This window comes from Winkia neuii subsp. neuii DSM 8576, from assembly GCF_000420405.1.
GTDB classification, from domain to species: Bacteria; Actinomycetota; Actinomycetes; order Actinomycetales; family Actinomycetaceae; genus Winkia; species Winkia neuii.
In genome coordinates, this window is sequence record NZ_ATUW01000008.1 from 24,568 (window position 1) to 41,993 (window position 17,426).

The window sequence follows — 17,426 nt, forward strand, 5'->3', positions numbered from 1 at the left end:
AAGGATCGGTCAGCCTTTCGAGAAAGCCTCTATCAAATCGCGCACAGTCTTAGCTGCGTCTACATCGCCGTCTTTGGCTTGGTAGCCTTCGCCTTCAACTCTCGCCACTACCGCGTAGCGCTGTATCTCACTCAAATTGATATCAGCAAGCACATCTTGCTTTGAAACAGTACCTACTTCTGCACTAAGGGCTTCAAAAACTAGGCTTTCAAGTTCTTCAGTAGAATTCTGTTCTTCCCTACCCTGCTCCTTTTCGGAAGAAAAATCCTCGTCGCGAAGCGCCGCCAACTTAGCTAGAGCCTGTTCGTCTAACGCCATTTACCCCACCTGATGAAGCCATCGCACGGGGGCGCCCGAACCGGCATACCTGAAAGGTTCGAGTTCCTCGTCCCACGCCTCGCCCAGCGCAATAGAGAGCTGCTGTCTCAAGAGCGCAGGGTCGCCCTGAGATTGCTCAATCGCTGCCCTAATCCTGTTCTCGGGTACCACCACGTTTCCCGCCACATCGGTCTGAGCGTGAAAGATTCCCAGCGAAGGCGTGTGAGACCAGCGTCCTCCGTCTGTTGTCGCAGAAGCATCTTCCGTGACCTCGTAACGCAAGTGCTCCCACCCGCGCAGGGCAGAAGCGAGCTGAACGCCAGTACCAGCCTTCCCCACCCAACTAAATTCGGTGCGATATGTCCCCTCTTGCGCCGGTTGCGGCGTCCAATCCATCGACACCTTGGAGCCCAAGATATCGGAAACGATCCACTCTACGTGAGGACACAGCGCACGGGGTGCTGAGTGCACGAAAAGTACACCGCGCGAGAACGTTCCTGTCATTTGGACCTCCATATTGCTGAGGGACGTCTTCCCCTACGACCTCAACCGTGGCCCAGTCGGCGGTGTGCAACACTATTCAACACCACTAGTGCACCCAACACAAGTTGGCGCGCCGCACACCGGCGCGCCGCACTTTCGCTACAACCCTTGTTCGCGCAATTCCCTCATGGCTTTGCGACGATACTTCTTCGACAACCTGTCCAGGTAAAGATGGCCATCAAGATGATCGCACTCGTGTTGTATACAACGCCCCATCAGTTCTTCGCCCTCGACAACTACCTTTTTGCCGTCGAGGTCGATCCCCTCCGCGCGGGCATACCAAGCCCGCTCAGTTGGGAACCAGAGCCCTGGGACCGACAAACACCCCTCATCGCCATCTTGATACTCATCTTGGGAAAGTTCGACAATCCTCGGGTTCAGTATGTAACCGATGTCACCATCAATATTCCAGCTGAATGCGCGAACTCCAACCCCGATCTGGTTAGCTGCCAGACCGGCTCGCCCATCCATGTCTACAGTCTCTAAAAGGTCTTCAACAAGTTCCTTGATTGAATCGTCAATGTCCTTGATTGGCTCACACTCTGTGCGCAAAATAGGATCACCGACGATCCGAATATCGCGTAATGCCACTAGTCCTCCTTTGCAGAAACTATCGTATAGGCGATCTTATCGACTGCCCCATCGAAAGGCACTCGCGTGCGCTCGCCAGTGGCACGATTACGCAATTCGACTACCCCTTCGTTCTCGAAGTCACGCCCCACAACAACCGAGAACGGCATCCCGAGCAGCTCAGAATCCTTGAATTTCACCCCTGCAGAGACCTTCTTGCGATCATCGTAAATTACGTCGAGCCCGCAGCTCTCCAAACCCCTAGCAACCTCGGCAGCAGCATCGAAAACATCGGCATGTCTGCCCGTAGCCAAAACGTGAACATCGAACGGGGCAATAACCGGATTCCAAACAAGACCGGCCTCGTCGTGGCCAATCTCGGCCATCGCAGCAAGCACCCGCGACACCCCAATTCCGTAGGAACCCATAGTCACGACTTGCGACTTACCATTCTGGTCCAAAACAGTAAGATCCAACGCCTTCGCATACTTCCGGCCTAGCTGGAAAATATGTCCAATTTCAATACCACGCGCGAGTTCCAAAGGCCCCGAGCCGTCGGGAGCTTGATCGCCCTCGCGAACTTCAGAAGCCTCCAGGAAACCATCGGCATCGAAATCGCGCCCGTAAACAAAATCGTAAAAGTGATGGTCTTTCTGATTCCCGCCGGTAATCCAGCCTGACCCCTGCGCCACGTGTGGATCCAAATAGTACTTGGGACCGGTAGAGTTGCCCTCGGCATCCTTGGGGGCATTTGGTCCGCACACCGAAGGACCAATATAACCGGGCACAATATTTTCAAAGGCAGCTAGATCAGCTTCCGTGGCGAATTCGATCTCGGCTGGCGAGAGCGCAGCCTCGACGCGACGCAGATCTACTTCGCGGTCGCCGGGAATGCCAATAACAAAAACTTCACGACCACCGTCTGGATGCACCGCCGTCAGTGCCACGGACTTCAGTGTGTCAGAGGCCTGCCACTTCCGGTCTGCCCGGGGCAAGTGCTCGTTAGAAAAATCGACCAACGCAGCAATAGTGCCGCAATCCGGGGTCTCTTCAAGGTGAGCAGGGCTAAACTCCTGGGTAACCGGATCCGGACGCGGAGTGGTTACAGCTTCCACGTTAGCTGCAAATCCGCCCTGTGAACGAACAAACGTATCCTCGCCAATCTGACACGGGAACAAAAATTCTTCACTGCGAGAACCACCCATAGGCCCCGACATGGCGGAGCAGATTACGTAGGGAAGGTTTAGACGCTCAAAAATGCGCTGGTAGGCCTTGCGCATTACCTCGTACGAATCATCCAACCCGTCGTCGTCAATATTGAAGGAATAGGCATCCTTCATCACAAACTCGCGGCCCCTAATAAGCCCAGCGCGAGGGCGAGCCTCATCCCTGTACTTGGTTTGAATTTGGTACAAGATAGCTGGCAGATCCTTATACGAGGAATACAGATCCTTCACTAGCAACGTGAACATTTCCTCGTGGGTGGGCGCGAGCAACATCTGGGCGTCCTTACGATCAGACAAGCGGAACAGATTGGGCCCGTATTCCTCCCACCTGCCCGTCGCCTCGTAAGGCTCCTTCGGGAGCAAGGCAGGAAATAGTACCTCTTGCGCGCCTGCGCGATCCATTTCCTCGCGAACAACTTTCTCGAGCTTGCGCAACACCCGAATGCCAAGGGGCAACCAAGTGTAAATACCAGGAGCCACACGGCGGATATAGCCTGCCCGTACCAAAAGCTTATGACTCGCGACCTCGGCATCGGCCGGATCTTCACGTAAAGTTCGTACGAAGTACGATGACATCTGAGCTAACACGCCTACAACTGTAGTAGACGGGGCGGAGATTAACCTAGTCCGACCTAGACGAGGACTTGTACCCCCTCACCTTCAGACTCGGGCATATCCTCGGCCAACTTGTTAGCGTACTTGATAAGGGTGGGTACGATTTCGGACTCGGGAACAGTCTCGACTACCTTGCCCTTGATGAAAATCTTGCCCTTTTGATTGCCGGAAGCAACGCCCAGGTCTGCTTCGCGTGCCTCCCCTGGCCCATTTACGACACAGCCCATTACTGCCACGCGCAAGGGCACCTTAAGATCTTTCAACCCTTCCGAAACCGAGTCAGCCAAGGTGTAAACGTCAACCTGAGCCCGGCCGCATGATGGACAGGAGACAATTTCGAGGGTACGATCGCGCAGCCCCAAGGACTGCAAGATCTCGATGCCCACCTTCACTTCTTCCACCGGCGGAGCCGAGAGCGAGACACGAATCGTATCGCCGATGCCCTGCCGTAGCAGAGCACCGAATGCCGTAGCGGACTTCACTGTCCCCTGCAGAGCAGGACCAGCCTCAGTAACCCCAAGATGCAGCGGCCAATCCCCTTTAGAAGAGAGCAGCTCGTAAGTTTTTATCATAGTCACCGGGTCATGATGTTTCACAGAGATGGCGAAATCGTGGAAATCGTACTGCTCAAAAAGCGAAGCCTCCCATACTGCAGATTCCACCATGGCTTCAGGGGTTGCCCCGCCATACTTCTTGTATAGCTTTGGGTGCAGCGAGCCCGCATTTACCCCTATGCGCAAAGAAGTGCCATGATCCTTCGCAGCCTTCACGATGTCGGCGATCTGATCATCAAATTTGCGAATATTTCCCGGATTCACGCGCACCCCCGCGCACCCGCCCTCGATTGCGGCAAAAACGTACCGGGGCTGGAAGTGGATATCGGCAATAACCGGAATATTCGACTTCTTTGCAATGATAGGAAGGGCCTCAGCGTCGTCGGCAGACGGGCAAGCCACACGCACGATGTCGCAACCGGCTGCCGTGAGGGCGGCAATCTGCTGCAAAGTTCCACCAATGTCTGTCGTCTTGGTAGTGCACATAGATTGCACCGTGACAGGAGCGTCCCCGCCAACCCACAAGTTTCCAAGTCGAACCTTGCGAGTCTTCCTGCGTGGAAATACGTTCCGGACTTCTGGCATTCCTAAAGATACAGCTTCACTCACAAAAACAAGTATGCCCAACTGAGGACAAAATGTCGCCTGGCTTCGCGGCGAGCCATATCACGATAAGTGTATTGGAGCCACAATATCAGCTGCCACGAGAACTACCGTGATCACCAAAAAGAGGCCGAATATTGCATACGTGAGGGGCATGAGCCGCGCGATATCGACAGGACCCGGATCTTTTTTGCCGCGAGCTGAAGCAATCGCAGAACGGACTTTTCCAAAAATAGCCCCCGCAATATGCCCGCCATCTAACGGCAACAGTGGAATCAGATTGAATGCGAACAAGGCCATATTTAGGCCGCCCAGCAGAGAAATTAGGCTAGCAAATCGGTCTATAATTGGCACCGGCCCGTTAGAAGAAGCCACATCCCCGGCGATCCGTCCGACTCCCACCACTGAAACGATTCCGTTCCTATCGCGCGGGGTGTCCGTAAAAATAGACTTTGCTACCGCAAATACCTGTGTCGGCAATTTGCCTATGACCGCTACAGTGCCAGTGAACTGGTTGAAAATATTCTTTACCACCCCGGTAAACGGCATGCGTTCGCGGGTAACGGCGGCTGTAATACCTATTGGGCCATCCGCTGGTATCTGGACTAGAGCATGGCACGTCTGGCCACCGCGTACATAGGAAAAATCAACGCTACGTCCCCTATTAGCCTCAATCTGTTTTTGCAGGATCGGCCAAGAGTCGATCCTGGACTCACCTACCGCAACAATGCGATCGCCTGGGCGCAAGCCCGCCTGGTAAGCAGCTCGGGGGGCTTGTGGGCTAGCAGAATGGGTTACCGCCGCCAAAGTAGTTTGGGGGACGTTTATTCCTATGCCCCCCAGCGCAACGAAGGCACACCCAATTGCCAACAGAAGGTTCACGGCAGGCCCCGAGAACATTACCAGAACCTGCTGAGCCCAGCTCAGCTGCCAAAATGGCTTGAGTTGGCCTTGCCCACGCATGTCTAAGCTCGAAGCAATTCGAGCCTCGTGGGCGAGCGACAAACGGACGTCGTTTTGGCGGGCACTATCCAGGCGTTCAAACTGCTGAGCCGTGAGGTAGTGCCCTAAATACGTCCCCACTATCTCGGTTGGCTTTGCAGGCGGGAACATGCCGCCGATGCGCACATACCCGCCGAGCAAAATAGCTTTCAGCCCGTACTCTGTTCCGCCGACCTTCTTAGACCACAGCGTAGGACCAAATCCCACCATGTACTGCGGAACGGCAGCACCAAACTTTTTGGCCGGTATCATGTGTCCGCACTCGTGTAGAGCTACCGAAATTACCAAGCCCACCACAAGTACCAGAACACCGAAAAAGAAAGCCATGTCAGTCCAAAAAAGAAAGAGCTCGCGATTTAGCCCACTTTTCAGCCCGGTGAAGAGAGCCTAGATCCGGGTTGTCCATACCCGCAAAATCATCCACTACCTTGGCGACGGTATCCACGATGCTCAAATACGGGATCTTCTCTTTCAAGAAGAGGTCGACCAAAGCCTCGTTCGCGGCATTGAAAACGGCAGGATGGGCGGCCGACGCTGCCACGGCAGCGCGCGCAATGTCGATCGCTGGGAAGGTATCCAGGTCGACCGGCTCGAAGGTCCAGGCACTAGCCTCACTCCAGGAGAGAGACGGCGCCACGGCTGGCAGCCGCCTTGGCCATGACAGTCCGAGGGCGATCGGAATCTTCATCGAGGGCGGCGACGCTTGCAAAACTGTTGCCCCGTCCTTGAAAGTAACCATCGAGTGCACGATTGACTGCGGATGTACCACTGGGATTATGTCCTCGGGCGGGATGTCGAAAAGGAGATGTGCCTCAATAAGTTCCAGGGCCTTGTTCACTAGCGTTGAAGAGTTTACCGTGACTACTGGCCCCATGGACCAAGTGGGATGGTGCAATGCTTCCTCGACGGTAACGTTTTCCAGCTCGGCACGGCTGCGTCCTCTGAAAGGCCCCCCAGAGGCAGTTAGGACCAGCTCATCTACTTCAGATGCGCCGTCCAAATTGACACTCGTCAGCCCTCTGTGGTGGAGTCCTGCCAGAAGGGATTGCGCAATCGCGCTGTGCTCGGAATCGACTGGCACAATCTGACCGGGTCGTACCATCGCCTGGCGCACCAGGGCGCCTCCCACAACCAACGATTCCTTGTTGGCAAGTGCCAGAGTGGCTCCGCTTTTGAGAGCCGCGAGCGTGGCTGAAAGACCTACCGCCCCATTGATTCCGTTAAGTACGGTTCCCTGTGGCACAGACTTAGCGGCTTCTACTACAGCCTCAGGGCCGAAAGCCACGTTAGCAACCTCGGCCAGGTCTTTTTCAGCCCGTCGATCGGCCACTGCCACTAGCTGAGGAGAAAACTCCGCTACCTGTTCCCGCAACAAGCCAGTGTGCGAGCCACCGCAGGCAAGAGCTACCACCTGGTATTCACCGGGATGGGAACGAATTACCTCGAGTGCCTGTGTTCCGATGGATCCAGTTGATCCTAAAATCGCTACCTGTTTCATTCTACCGACAGCAAAATCTCGATAGCACGGTTTAGATACGCGTCGACTACGCCCTCGTCGTAGGCTTTAGGTCCGCGCGCGTCCTTAAAGGTGACGCCCCTAATCTGATCGGCGGTAAGTACCTCGCCATCGTCAAAGAAGGAAGCAATTCGGTCTAAGAACTGATCGACTTGTCTACTGTCGTATCCCTTGCCTGACTTGGGGTGGGCAAAGCGTTCACCTGCCGGGCGCAGAAGCCTTGGGTAAAGAGTAGTGGCCCTCGATGCCACCCGATCTAGCCAGGCTTGCTGACCGTTTACCGCCACGTGGTCGGCGCGATCCCGCTTCACAAAAGCCGCTTCCAGCCGATCTAGTGCCCCATCCACGACTTCGGTAGCATAGCCGCCACGGACAACGGAAAAACGCACAGCCCGCACCTCTGGCGAACTAAACTGCTCCGCAGGCATACCGCCCTCGTAGGCAGCCCGAGCTCTCTGAAAAAAGCCGTCAACCTCGCTCTGTGTATAGCCCTTCTTCGGCCATCGCGCTTTTGGAAAGACCTCGCTCATTAGCGCTCCTTCATCTTCTTCTGAACTGCAGTAGCTAACTGGCCACAAGCACCATCTATATCCGATCCCCGAGTATCGCGAATCGTTGTAGCCACTCCATTGCGTCTTAGTGTGTCAACAAAAACCTGTTGGTCTTTCTTCGAAGAGGCAGTCCAAATCGAGCCAGGAGTGGGGTTCAAAGGTATCGGATTCACGTGTGCCCATCCCCGGCCGCGCGCATTTAGTTCGTCGGCTAACAGCTGCGCCCTCCAGGCATGGTCATTCATATTTTTTATCAGAGCGTACTCAATGGATACCCGGCGCCCGGTGGTTTGGAAGTAGGAATACGCAGCGTCCAGTAGTTCCCCCACCTTCCACCGGGAATTGATCGGTATCAAATCGTCGCGCAGATTGTCGTCGGGCGCATGCAAGGATACCGCTAAGGTGACCGGCATTCCTTCTTGTGCAAGCTTCTTGATAGCTGGCACTAACCCGACGGTAGAGACGGTGACATTTCGGGCAGAAAGTCCAAATCCCTCCGGGGCTGGGTCGATGAGCCTGTGTAGCGCCCCAACTACCGTCTTGTAATTGGCCAGTGGCTCCCCCATGCCCATAAATACGACGTTAGTGAGGCGGGTTGGCCCCCCCGCCAATTTCCCGTCACGGGCAGCGCGGGCAGCGCGACGCACCTGATCGATGATCTCGCCGGTAGAGAGATTGCGGGTAAGCCCCATCTGCCCTGTGGCGCAGAACGGACAGGCCATGCCACAACCGGCCTGCGAAGACACACATAGAGTAGTGCGAGAAGGGTAGCGCATGAGGACGGATTCCACCTGGGCCCCATCAAAAAGCTGCCACAAGTGCTTTACAGTGCGTCCGTCATCGGCAGAAATCGCAGCGCTCTGCTCAGTCAGTTTGGGAAGCAGTAGGCCGCAGATTTTCTCGCGTGATCCTGCAGGCAAATCGGACATCTGCTCGGGAGAAACGTTGAGGTGGGTGAAAAAGTGCCTAGAAAGTTGATCGGCACGAAAGGCCGGCAAACCTGCCTCCTTCAAAGCAGCCTTGCGACCCGAAAGATCAAAGTCAGCTAAATGTGTTGGAGCCTTGCCACGCCTCTTAGCCTGAAAAGAAAGCTTTGGTCTAGCCCCTGGGTGGGTAGCTCCCTCAGGAGCCTGATCCGTAGGCCTTACCTGAATATTCATGTCACCACCCAAACGCTACTCGGAAGATCAAATAGCATACAGGAGTTACCAGCAGAATCGAATCCAATCTATCCATGACGCCACCGTGCCCTGGCAACAGCCAGCCCATATCTTTTAGGCCCAAATCGCGTTTTAGCAGGGATTCCCCAAGGTCTCCTAGAGAACCAAATATGGCCGCACATATGCCAAGTAAGATGCCCCACAATGGGTTTGCCCCCAGCAAATACATACCCAGTGTGCCCGCAACTAAAGCGGCGGAAACAGAACCTGCAAACCCCTCCCATGATTTCTTAGGTGAGATCTTAGGCGCCATTGGGGTATTTCCCCACTTCACCCCGGCGGCATAGCCACCTGTATCGGAACAGACGGGCAGCAATACCGCCAACGCGACCGGCGCAGTCCCCTTGGGAGAAGAACCGATTAACACTAAGAAACTCCCCAAGAAGGGCACGTAGGTGGCAGCAAAAGTGGATACTACGATATCGCGCATTGCTTTTTGGTCGATCGATTCAACCGAACGCCACACTACCAAGGCCAGCAAGGTGGCAAAATAAGCCCCCATGAGCCCCTCGGGCCCGATGAAATAGGCACAAACCACCATACCTACCAGACCAACCCACAGAGGCGGCAGCATGACCTCGGCTTTGGCTCTGGCGAAAGCTCCAGCCAGCTCGTACAGCCCCAGCGCCCCCGCTACCACAATCAGTACAGCTAGCGGCAGCGGATGCAACAAGCAGAGTAAAAGTGCGCCAATGAGCCCAGCTCCTACCCCAATTGCCGCCGGGAGATTTCTGCCCGCCTTGCCATTTCCAGCAGGCTTAGGCTTCTCCTTGGTGGCCCTGGGCCGGAAGATCCTACTTGCTCTTTGACGCACTTTCCCTGCCCTAACTTAGATAGTCAGAAGCTCTTCTTCTTTAGCTTCCATCACCTTGTCGACCTTTTCTACATAGGTCTTTGTAAGGGATTCCAGATCCTTCTGGGCGCGCTCGACCTCGTCTTCACCGGCATCTCCGTCTTTTTTAATCTCGTCGAGTTGATCCATGCCCTTGCGACGGATGCCTCGAACAGCAATGCGTCCCTCTTCAGCTTTAGTCTTTGCAAGCTTGACGTATTCCTTCCGGCGCTCTTCGGTGAGAGCCGGCAAGGTAACGCGAATGATCTTGCCATCGTCGGTGGGATTTACACCTAAATCAGACTCACGGATCGCCTTGATAATCGAATCCATGGCTCCCTTGTCAAAGGGATTGACGATAACCGTCCGAGCTTCAGGAATATTGAACGAGGCAAGCTGCATTAGCGGAGTGGGGGCACCGTAGTAATCAACCTGAATTGAGTCGAACATTGACGTATTTGCACGCCCCGTGCGAATGTTAGAAAACTCCTCCCGGGTGAAAGATAGAGCCTTCTTCATTCGGTTCTCGCAGTCTGTCAAAACTTCCTGAATCACTTGTCTGTCCCTTCGTCTGCAGTGACTAACGTTCCAATCTTCTCACCTAACAGCGCGCGGGTAACGTTGCCTTGCCCGTTCATCCCAAAAACGCGCATGTTTAGGCTGTTCTCGCTACACAGCCCAAAAGCAGTTGCATCTACCACGCGCAGCCCCTCTGCCAGTGCCTCCCTATAGGTAACGCGGTCATAGCGCACTGCATCGGGATTGGCCTTAGGATCATCAGTGTACACGCCGTCAACCCCGTTTTTAGCAACAAGTAATTCCTGGCAATGGGTCTCTAGAGCCCGCTGAGCAGAAACCGTGTCAGTAGAAAAATACGGCATGCCCGCTCCGGCGCCAAACACTACTACCCTGCCTTTTTCCATGTGCCTTATCGCACGCAAGGGGATATAGGGCTCAGCAACCTGCGTCATAGCAATAGCAGATTGAACCCTACAAGTGACTCCAGCCTGCTCAAGGAAATCTTGAAGCGCCAAAGCATTCATGACCGTACCCAGCATACCCATGTAATCGGCACGCGCCCGATCGAGACCTTGAGTTACCAGCTGAGCCCCTCGGAAAAAGTTGCCCCCGCCAACAACGACCGCCACCTGCACGCCCTGACGAACGGCCTCCGCAATTTGCTTCGCAACGCCCGAGACAACGGCAGCATCGAGGCCTACCGCTCCTCCTCCGAACACCTCCCCGGATAGCTTCAAAAGGACGCGTCGTGGTTGATTTGCAGACATAGTTAGCCTCTCTTCGCTGTAAACATGCCGGTGGCCCCGAGCTTACCGCCCGGGGCCACTCTTTGCTGGAGTTAAGCGCCTACGTGGAAGCGGACGAAAGACTTCACTTCCCCGCCGGCATTCTTCACAACCTGGCCCACAGTATGCTTAGGATCCTTAGCATAATCCTGGTCAAGCAAGCAGTGGTCCTTGTAGAAGGACTTCATGCGGCCTTCAACGATCTTCGGAACAATCTTCTGGGGCTTACCTTCGTTGATGGTGAGCTCAGTAAGGGTCTGACGTTCCTTCTCGAGATCCTCGGCCGGAACATCTTCCTCGGACAAGTAGTCGGGCTGGTAAGCAGCGATATGCATAGCGACGTCGTGAGCGACCTTCTCGCCAGCCTCATCTGTACCGACTAGAACGCCAACCTGCGGCGGCAAATCCGGGTTCGAGTAGTGCAGGTAGGAAGTAACGCGCTCGGCCTCGACACGCGCCATGCGAGAGACCTCAATCTTTTCGCCAATAACGGCTGCGATCTGGTCAACCTTGTCCTTCACAGTACCTTCGGCAGCCTTGGCAGCAAGGAGCTCCTGAGCGTTAGTAGCGCCCGATTCGACCGCCGCCTCGAGAACCTCTTTAGCGAAGTCGATAAACTTTTGGTTCTTAGCAACGAAATCAGTCTCGGAGTTGACCTCGACCATGATGCCAACCTGTCCCCCATCGACATCAGCAATGTGAGTTAACACGAGGCCAGCAGAAGCACTGCGATCCTCGCGCTTAGAAATAGACTTCAGGCCCTTCAGACGAATGATCTTCAGTGCCTCGTCGTGATCGCCGTTCGCTTCGTCAAGAGCCTTCTTGACGTCGAGCATTCCAGCGCCAGTTTCCTCGCGCAAAGACTTGATATCTGCGGTGGTGTAGTTCTTTGCCATTTACATTCCCCTAATTACTCGGCGGAGGCAGCTTCTGCTGCCGGAGCCTCAGACTTGGAATCCTGGTCCTTGGCCGGAGCCTGCTCTTTAGCCTCTTCGGACTTTGCTTCTTCCTTGGACTCGGATCCCTCGAGAATCTCGCGCTCCCAGTCAGCCAGCGGCTGGCCTTCCTTCTGCTGATTCGAAGACTTAGAGTTCGACCGGGCCAGCAGCCCGTCTGCAACCGCATCTGCAATTACCCGAGTGAGCAGCTCGACTGCGCGGATCGCATCGTCGTTACCGGGAATACGGTAGTCGACCTCGTCGGGATCGCAGTTAGTGTCGAGAATTGCCACGATCGGAATATTGAGCTTGCGGGCTTCAGCAACCGCCAGATGTTCCTTCTTGGTATCGACAATCCACACGGCGGAAGGCACCTTGGCCATGTCGCGAATACCACCGAGGGTACGGGCGAGCTTGTCGCGCTCGCGACGCATCATCAGCAGTTCTTTCTTGGTGTAAGAGGAACCCGCGACGTCGTCGAAATCAACCTGTTCCAGTTCCTTCAGACGCTGCAAACGCTTGTTCACGGTGGAGAAGTTGGTGAGCATACCGCCCAGCCACCGCTGGTTCACATACGGCATACCTACGCGAGTAGCCTGCTCTGCAATTGCCTCCTGGGCCTGCTTCTTGGTCCCAACGAACAACAAAGTACCGTTGTGCAGCACAGTCTGCTTGACGAAATCATAGGCCTCGTCAATGCCGGTCAGGGTCTGCTGCAGGTCAACAATGTAAATGCCGTTGCGATCGGTAAGAATGAACGGCTTCATCTTCGGGTTCCAGCGACGAGTCTGGTGACCGAAATGAACGCCAGCTTCAAGCAGCTGACTCATGGTTACTACTGCCATGATGATTCCTCTCTGACGCGCCGTGGCGCGCAGGGCCTGTGCCCTTATTCGGTTTCGCTTCTAGCGGTTCCTGGTGCGACGACCGCTGACCCCCCAACTGGGGACCGCTGCCAACGATCCGACAAAAGCCGAAAATCGCACGCGAAGTCACCCGCCGATGGTGGGTGCTAAGTAAAGTTTAGCGAAGACGATGCCTTCTTCCAAGCTAATCCCCGTGATCTCGCCCTCCAAAACCACCGGCTGCGCTAACCGACAGACATTGTCAGAGCGGCTTTAGGCGGATGGGCCCGGCCAGGAATTGCAGCGGATTCACGTAGACATCTTTTCCAACTAGCGCTCCCCAATGGAGAGCACCATGATGACCTGCATTTAAGCTGCCGATAACCTCACCTGCCTTGACTCGCTGGCCCTTTCGAAGCGTTGAGACGACCGGCTCATAGGTGGTGCGTAAATGTGGGCCATGAGCTATTGAGATAACCGGCTTGCCTGCAACTTTTCCGGAGAAATAAACCGTGCCATCTGCCGGAGCCACGATGGTACTTCCGCACGCAAGGTCCACCCCGCGATGGCCCGCGAGCCACTTTTTCGCCGGAGGATCGAAGCGAGCCACCACCCGAGCGCGGAAACCGCAAGGCCAGCGGAAACGTACCTGGTGAGCGGCAGAGGCAAAATTGTTCAAAAAACCAGCGCAAAGCACCAAGAACAGACAAACCAAAATTTTCTTCTTCATACCTCTAACCAAACGGCTTTCGGCGTACAAAAGAAAGAACGCCAATACACGCCTGTGGACAGTCAAACGGGGGAAAATTGTTGATAGTTAGGCTCGCGGGTGAGCCTGCAAGAACGCCGCCTTCAACCGCGCGTCATCGACATGGGTATAGCGCTGAGTGGTCTGCAAGGAAGAATGCCCCAGCAGCTCTTGCACCGAACGCAGATCCGCACCCCCTGCCAAAAGAGCCGTAGCTGCAGAATGTCGCAACCCGTGGGGGCCAATATCTTCAAGCCCCGCGAGCGCACTAATGCGCGTGACCGCGCGTCTAACAGCTCTATCTGTTAGTCGCCCTCCCCGGTTTGCAATTAGCAGTGCCTGCGTGCTGGACCCGCGCGCCAGAAGCGGGCGAGAGTGAGTCAAGTATTTTTCTAGGGCGTGCAATGCGGGCACCCCGAACGGCACAGTTCGCTCTTTAGCGCCTTTGCCGAACACCGTCACTAAGAGTTCTTCCCGGTTAACGTCGCCCAGATCGAGGCCGACTAGTTCAGAGACACGGATTCCCGTAGCGTAGAGCAATTCGACAGCTGCCCAATCGCGCAAGGCAGGTGCGGAGGTGGCGCTCTGCTTGGCTAGTTGCAGAAAGCGGGCAGCTTGGCAGGTGGAATAAACCCCGGGCAGGGTTTTTTCGGGGCGAGGAGATTGCAGGCGCGCTGCGGGATTATCCGGTAATATCCCCCGTGCTTTTAGCCACCCACAAAAGGACCTCAGTGCTGCGGTTTTACGGGCCAGTGAGGATCTAGCTGCGCCCCTGCGAGCCTCGTTTCCTAACCAACTACGCAAAAGCCGAAGGGTAAATACCTCCGGGGTTAGCACTTGTTCCTCTTCGATCCTGCTAAACGCGAGGTATTCGCGTACGTCTCCGCTGTAGGCCCGCACGGTGTTTTGGCTCATCGATCTGGCCGAGGCCAAATACTTGCTGTAGTTGGCTAATGCCTCTTTTGACTCCACAATAGATCCAATTCTACTTCACCCTCTTGTAGGCAGCACCAATTCTTGTGATGCGCCCTGCCATCTCGAGGATTCCCAGCGCAGCTTGAACCTGGTCGGGAGCGATTGCAGCGACAACTACTAGTTTTTCGGTAGTGGTTGTTCCCACCTTGGGAAAGGCATCTAGCACTCGTGATTCACGTTCCTCCAGATCGTCGAGTAGCCCGGGTTGGCTGGCCCACTGCCTAGGCGAGACTAGCTGGCCTAATATTTGGAGAATATCTTCGGCCCCAGTGATGCAACTTGCGCCCTCGGAAATTAACCTGTTAGCGCCTTTGGACATCTCGGATGTTATGGGCCCCGGTACGGCCCCGATTTCGCGGCCTAGCTCCAGGGCATGCCTGGCTGTGTTCAATGCCCCTGAACGATGGGCCGCCTCGACAACTACAGTAAGCGGGCTAAGAGAAGCAATTAGCCGATTTCTATCCAAGAATCTCCACCTAGAAGGACGCCCCCCGGGGCCAATCTGGGAAAGGATTCCCCCCTCCTGCTGTATTTGGGAAAACATTTGTGCATTTAGTTGGGGATAAAGTCTGTCTAAACCGCCAGCCTGGACTGACAGGGTGCTTCCCCCTCCCGCGAGCGCCCCCCGGTGTGCGGCGGCATCAATGCCATAGGCTCCCCCGGATATAGTGACCACATCCTTTTGGGAGAGTTCGTATGCCAATTGGGTTGCAACTTGTTCGCCGTAGCGGGTTGCTGCTCGAGCTCCGACAAGCGCTACAGACCCGGGTAGGGCTTCTAGCACCTTTTCGTTTCCTATAAACCACAGCCCAAACGGCACTGCCTCGAGAGAGTCCGTGTCGAGGGGCCAGTTCAGATCGGAGGGAATTAAGAAACGATGCCCGGCTCGTAGCCACTTCGGCAGAAGGGCGTCTACTTTGCAGCTGGCTAGCCGAGCCCGCCAAGCGGGAAGCCGACTCGCTATTTCTTTTCCTTCCCTACCGGTAACCGGCACGGCGCTCGATTCAGTTTTGAGCCAAGCCCATGCCTCAATCACTCCCAATTTTTCGGTCAGTAGATGAGCCATTGCGTCTGCTGGCTCAGCTACCATCGCCCACCCCATACGGGCTTCGCGCTCATCCATTCTGACCTCCACTGTGAGTGCGCAAAGCGAATGCTTGGGCTATGTCGTCACTACTTACGCTTTGCCGTTCCTCTAAGTCCGCAAGTGTGCGGGCCACGCGCATAATCCGATCTTTGCCCCGCATGGTAATTACGGCCTTTTCAACTAACCCGTCTAAACGCGCGAGGTCTTTCTTACCTATGAAAGAGCGCAACACCTTGCCAGATAGGGCGGCGTTCAGCTGGTGAGAACGTTCCATTTGGATCTGTTGGGCCCTTACTACCCGAGGGCGCACCTGGGCTGACGATTCGGGAACTGCCCCATTGAGCGTGCCCGGTTTCGGAGGGGCCATCTGCACGTGGATGTCGATTCGGTCGAGCAGAGGGCCAGATAGTCGAGTGAGATAGCGGCGTCGCTGATAGGGCGTGCACTTACAGGTACCAGAGGTGTGACCAGCGTATCCACACGGGCAAGGATTCGCCGCCAGAACCAATTGGAACCGTGCTGGCAAAGTTACGGCTCCCTGAGAGCGGTGAATTGTGAGAGCGCCAGATTCGATCGGCTGGCGCAGGGCATCTAGCACCTTGGGAGCGAATTCGGGGGCTTCATCGAGAAACAATATTCCGTTGTGGGCTAAAGAGATTGCCCCCGGACGGGCGAGGCCGGCGCCTCCGCCGATCATTGCTGCCATAGAGGCATTATGATGTGGCGCTATAAACGGCGGCGTATCGATAAGGCCCGACGTAGGATCCAAAGTCCCTGCTACCGAATGTATCGCAGTGGTTTCAATTGCAGCCCGCTCGCTCAAGGGCCCCATGATAGTTGGGAGGCGACGCGCGAGCATTGTTTTCCCTGACCCAGGAGTGCCTAACAGAAAGAGGTTGTGCCCTCCTGCAGCAGCTATTTCGAGGGCCTTTCTGCCTTGATATTGGCCGTAGACGTCTGCCAGGTCGGCCTCCGGACCAGCTTTAGTAGCGTCGGGGAAATACCTTTCGGGGTCTGGATATTCCACCTCGCGTTTTGGAGTTAGCCCCAAATGCTCTGCTAAGTCACCAAAATTACGCACACCTACGGGAGCCGCTCCGGGCACAAGCTCGGCCTCTTCGAGATTTTGGATTGGGACAACCACCTTATTTCTGCCTTCTTCTACCGCTGCAATCACAGCAGGCAAAATCCCGCGCACCGGGTGAATCATCCCGTCTAGGCCGCATTCACCCAAATAAACGTATTCCTGAGCCACCTCACGACATTTCACTGAGGCAGTGGCAATGGCCGCCACAGCTATTGCCAAGTCGAAGGCTGTACCCGTTTTCTTTAGCGAGGCTGGGGCTAAGTTCACAGTCAAGTGGCCACCCGGAAACGGTAATGCCCCACTTGAAATAGCTGCCCCAACCCTATGGGAAGCCTCCCTTAAAGCCGAGTCGGGCAAACCGATAATTGTAAAGCCTGGAAGCGACTGCGAATTTTTCGCCTCGACCCGAACAAGGTGACCTTTTGCCCCCAAAACCACAACTGAAAACGTGTGCGCATAGTTAGTCATTTGACGTTCCTCAGGTAGGTGACCCTAGGTGGCCTACCCCCGTCGATACCGACCACATCGATACGCATCAAGGTGGGCCCGTGCAGTGCCACCCAATGGGCAGCTAGCGCGCGCAAGTTTGAAAGTTTCCGCCAGTTGACAGCTTCTACCGGAGCCCCACCGTAGCGGGAGGTGCGAGTTTTTACCTCGCAGATTACAGTAGCGCCGCAGGAGGGATCGAAGGCCACAATATCGGCTTCCAGATGGCCGACCCGCCAATTTCGTTCGAGTATTTGCAGGCCCTTATCGCACAAAACCTTGCACGCTAGGGCTTCCCCTGCTGCTCCAAGTGCATCGCTCATGAAGCTGAGTCTTGCTCATAAGAAAATCGAATGCACCCGGTAAGGCACACAGCTGTGGACAACGGCAAACCACCGTTTTGTGG

Annotated in this window: 19 protein-coding genes; all 19 read right to left on the reverse strand. The window is 55.4% G+C overall.

Going from position 1 to position 17,426, the window contains the following annotated elements:
- Positions 1-9: 9 nt before the first annotated feature.
- The 19 genes from G437_RS0108120 to G437_RS0108210 all read right to left on the reverse strand — a co-directional run bounded on the left by G437_RS0108120 (position 10) and on the right by G437_RS0108210 (position 17,343).
- Positions 10-318 (reverse strand): hypothetical protein, encoded by a 309-nt coding sequence (locus tag G437_RS0108120; protein WP_024332063.1) that lies wholly within the window; start codon positions 316-318, stop codon positions 10-12.
- Entirely contained in the window at positions 319-822 is a 504-nt protein-coding gene (locus G437_RS0108125) for a DUF3145 domain-containing protein (protein WP_024332064.1), read from the reverse strand.
- A gap of 138 nt (positions 823-960) precedes the next feature.
- Positions 961-1,452: a peptide deformylase gene (gene def / locus G437_RS0108130; RefSeq protein WP_024332065.1), complete on the reverse strand. Its 492-nt coding sequence runs from the start codon at positions 1,450-1,452 to the stop codon at positions 961-963.
- Positions 1,452-3,245, reverse strand: a complete 1,794-nt coding sequence (locus G437_RS0108135) for a proline--tRNA ligase (RefSeq protein WP_024332066.1) — start codon at positions 3,243-3,245, stop codon at positions 1,452-1,454. Before G437_RS0108135 ends, def begins: the two co-directional genes overlap by 1 nt.
- 44 nt (positions 3,246-3,289) lie before the next feature.
- Positions 3,290-4,411: a flavodoxin-dependent (E)-4-hydroxy-3-methylbut-2-enyl-diphosphate synthase gene (ispG, locus tag G437_RS0108140; RefSeq protein ID WP_024332067.1), complete on the reverse strand. Its 1,122-nt coding sequence runs from the start codon at positions 4,409-4,411 to the stop codon at positions 3,290-3,292.
- 81 nt (positions 4,412-4,492) lie between these two features.
- Positions 4,493-5,758 carry a M50 family metallopeptidase gene (locus G437_RS0108145; RefSeq protein ID WP_024332068.1) on the reverse strand — a complete coding sequence of 422 codons (1,266 nt, stop codon included), beginning with the start codon at positions 5,756-5,758 and terminating at the stop codon, positions 4,493-4,495.
- 1 nt (position 5,759) lies between these two features.
- Positions 5,760-6,929: a 1-deoxy-D-xylulose-5-phosphate reductoisomerase gene (gene dxr / locus G437_RS0108150; protein WP_024332069.1), complete on the reverse strand. Its 1,170-nt coding sequence runs from the start codon at positions 6,927-6,929 to the stop codon at positions 5,760-5,762.
- A complete protein-coding gene (locus G437_RS0108155) occupies positions 6,926-7,477 on the reverse strand; it encodes a DivIVA domain-containing protein (protein ID WP_024332070.1) in 552 nt (183 codons plus the stop codon). The genes dxr and G437_RS0108155 overlap by 4 nt, the downstream gene beginning before the upstream one ends.
- A complete protein-coding gene (gene rlmN, locus G437_RS0108160; protein WP_024332071.1) occupies positions 7,477-8,658 on the reverse strand; it encodes a dual-specificity RNA methyltransferase RlmN in 1,182 nt (393 codons plus the stop codon). The genes G437_RS0108155 and rlmN overlap by 1 nt, the downstream gene beginning before the upstream one ends.
- A 1-nt stretch (position 8,659) precedes the next feature.
- Positions 8,660-9,532 carry a phosphatidate cytidylyltransferase gene (locus tag G437_RS0108165; protein ID WP_024332072.1) on the reverse strand — a complete coding sequence of 291 codons (873 nt, stop codon included), beginning with the start codon at positions 9,530-9,532 and terminating at the stop codon, positions 8,660-8,662.
- 15 nt (positions 9,533-9,547) lie between these two features.
- On the reverse strand, positions 9,548-10,105 hold the full coding sequence (gene frr / locus G437_RS0108170) for a ribosome recycling factor (protein ID WP_024332073.1): 558 nt from the start codon (positions 10,103-10,105) through the stop codon (positions 9,548-9,550).
- Positions 10,102-10,836 (reverse strand): UMP kinase, encoded by a 735-nt coding sequence (gene pyrH, locus G437_RS0108175; protein WP_024332074.1) that lies wholly within the window; start codon positions 10,834-10,836, stop codon positions 10,102-10,104. Before pyrH ends, frr begins: the two co-directional genes overlap by 4 nt.
- Positions 10,837-10,907: 71 nt before the next feature.
- Positions 10,908-11,750 carry a translation elongation factor Ts gene (tsf, locus tag G437_RS0108180; protein ID WP_024332075.1) on the reverse strand — a complete coding sequence of 281 codons (843 nt, stop codon included), beginning with the start codon at positions 11,748-11,750 and terminating at the stop codon, positions 10,908-10,910.
- Positions 11,751-11,764: 14 nt separating this feature from the next.
- The gene (gene rpsB / locus G437_RS0108185; protein ID WP_024332076.1) at positions 11,765-12,637 is read right to left on the reverse strand and encodes a 30S ribosomal protein S2; all 873 of its coding nucleotides are present in this window, start codon (positions 12,635-12,637) and stop codon (positions 11,765-11,767) included.
- A gap of 262 nt (positions 12,638-12,899) precedes the next feature.
- Positions 12,900-13,367, reverse strand: a complete 468-nt coding sequence (locus G437_RS0108190) for a M23 family metallopeptidase (protein ID WP_024332077.1) — start codon at positions 13,365-13,367, stop codon at positions 12,900-12,902.
- 87 nt (positions 13,368-13,454) lie between these two features.
- Entirely contained in the window at positions 13,455-14,357 is a 903-nt protein-coding gene (locus tag G437_RS0108195; protein ID WP_024332078.1) for a tyrosine recombinase XerC, read from the reverse strand.
- A 13-nt stretch (positions 14,358-14,370) separates the two neighbouring features.
- Positions 14,371-15,483 (reverse strand): DNA-processing protein DprA, encoded by a 1,113-nt coding sequence (gene dprA, locus G437_RS0108200; protein WP_024332079.1) that lies wholly within the window; start codon positions 15,481-15,483, stop codon positions 14,371-14,373.
- A complete protein-coding gene (locus tag G437_RS0108205) occupies positions 15,476-17,002 on the reverse strand; it encodes a YifB family Mg chelatase-like AAA ATPase (RefSeq protein WP_024332080.1) in 1,527 nt (508 codons plus the stop codon). Before G437_RS0108205 ends, dprA begins: the two co-directional genes overlap by 8 nt.
- Positions 16,999-17,343: a YraN family protein gene (locus G437_RS0108210; RefSeq protein ID WP_024332081.1), complete on the reverse strand. Its 345-nt coding sequence runs from the start codon at positions 17,341-17,343 to the stop codon at positions 16,999-17,001. The genes G437_RS0108205 and G437_RS0108210 overlap by 4 nt, the downstream gene beginning before the upstream one ends.
- Between the last annotated feature and the right edge of the window lie 83 nt (positions 17,344-17,426).

Coding starts and splice junctions, on each gene's coding strand:
- G437_RS0108120 (WP_024332063.1), bottom strand. CDS start 318: ATGGCGTTAGACGAACAGGCTCTAGCTAAGTTGGCGGCGCTTCGCGAC.
- G437_RS0108125 (WP_024332064.1), bottom strand. CDS start 822: ATGACAGGAACGTTCTCGCGCGGTGTACTTTTCGTGCACTCAGCACCC.
- ispG (WP_024332067.1), bottom strand. CDS start 4,411: ATGCCAGAAGTCCGGAACGTATTTCCACGCAGGAAGACTCGCAAGGTT.
- G437_RS0108145 (WP_024332068.1), bottom strand. CDS start 5,758: ATGGCTTTCTTTTTCGGTGTTCTGGTACTTGTGGTGGGCTTGGTAATT.
- dxr (WP_024332069.1), bottom strand. CDS start 6,929: ATGAAACAGGTAGCGATTTTAGGATCAACTGGATCCATCGGAACACAG.
- G437_RS0108155 (WP_024332070.1), bottom strand. CDS start 7,477: ATGAGCGAGGTCTTTCCAAAAGCGCGATGGCCGAAGAAGGGCTATACA.
- rlmN (WP_024332071.1), bottom strand. CDS start 8,658: ATGAATATTCAGGTAAGGCCTACGGATCAGGCTCCTGAGGGAGCTACC.
- pyrH (WP_024332074.1), bottom strand. CDS start 10,836: ATGTCTGCAAATCAACCACGACGCGTCCTTTTGAAGCTATCCGGGGAG.
- tsf (WP_024332075.1), bottom strand. CDS start 11,750: ATGGCAAAGAACTACACCACCGCAGATATCAAGTCTTTGCGCGAGGAA.
- rpsB (WP_024332076.1), bottom strand. CDS start 12,637: ATGGCAGTAGTAACCATGAGTCAGCTGCTTGAAGCTGGCGTTCATTTC.
- G437_RS0108190 (WP_024332077.1), bottom strand. CDS start 13,367: ATGAAGAAGAAAATTTTGGTTTGTCTGTTCTTGGTGCTTTGCGCTGGT.
- dprA (WP_024332079.1), bottom strand. CDS start 15,483: ATGGATGAGCGCGAAGCCCGTATGGGGTGGGCGATGGTAGCTGAGCCA.
- G437_RS0108205 (WP_024332080.1), bottom strand. CDS start 17,002: ATGACTAACTATGCGCACACGTTTTCAGTTGTGGTTTTGGGGGCAAAA.
- G437_RS0108210 (WP_024332081.1), bottom strand. CDS start 17,343: ATGAGCGATGCACTTGGAGCAGCAGGGGAAGCCCTAGCGTGCAAGGTT.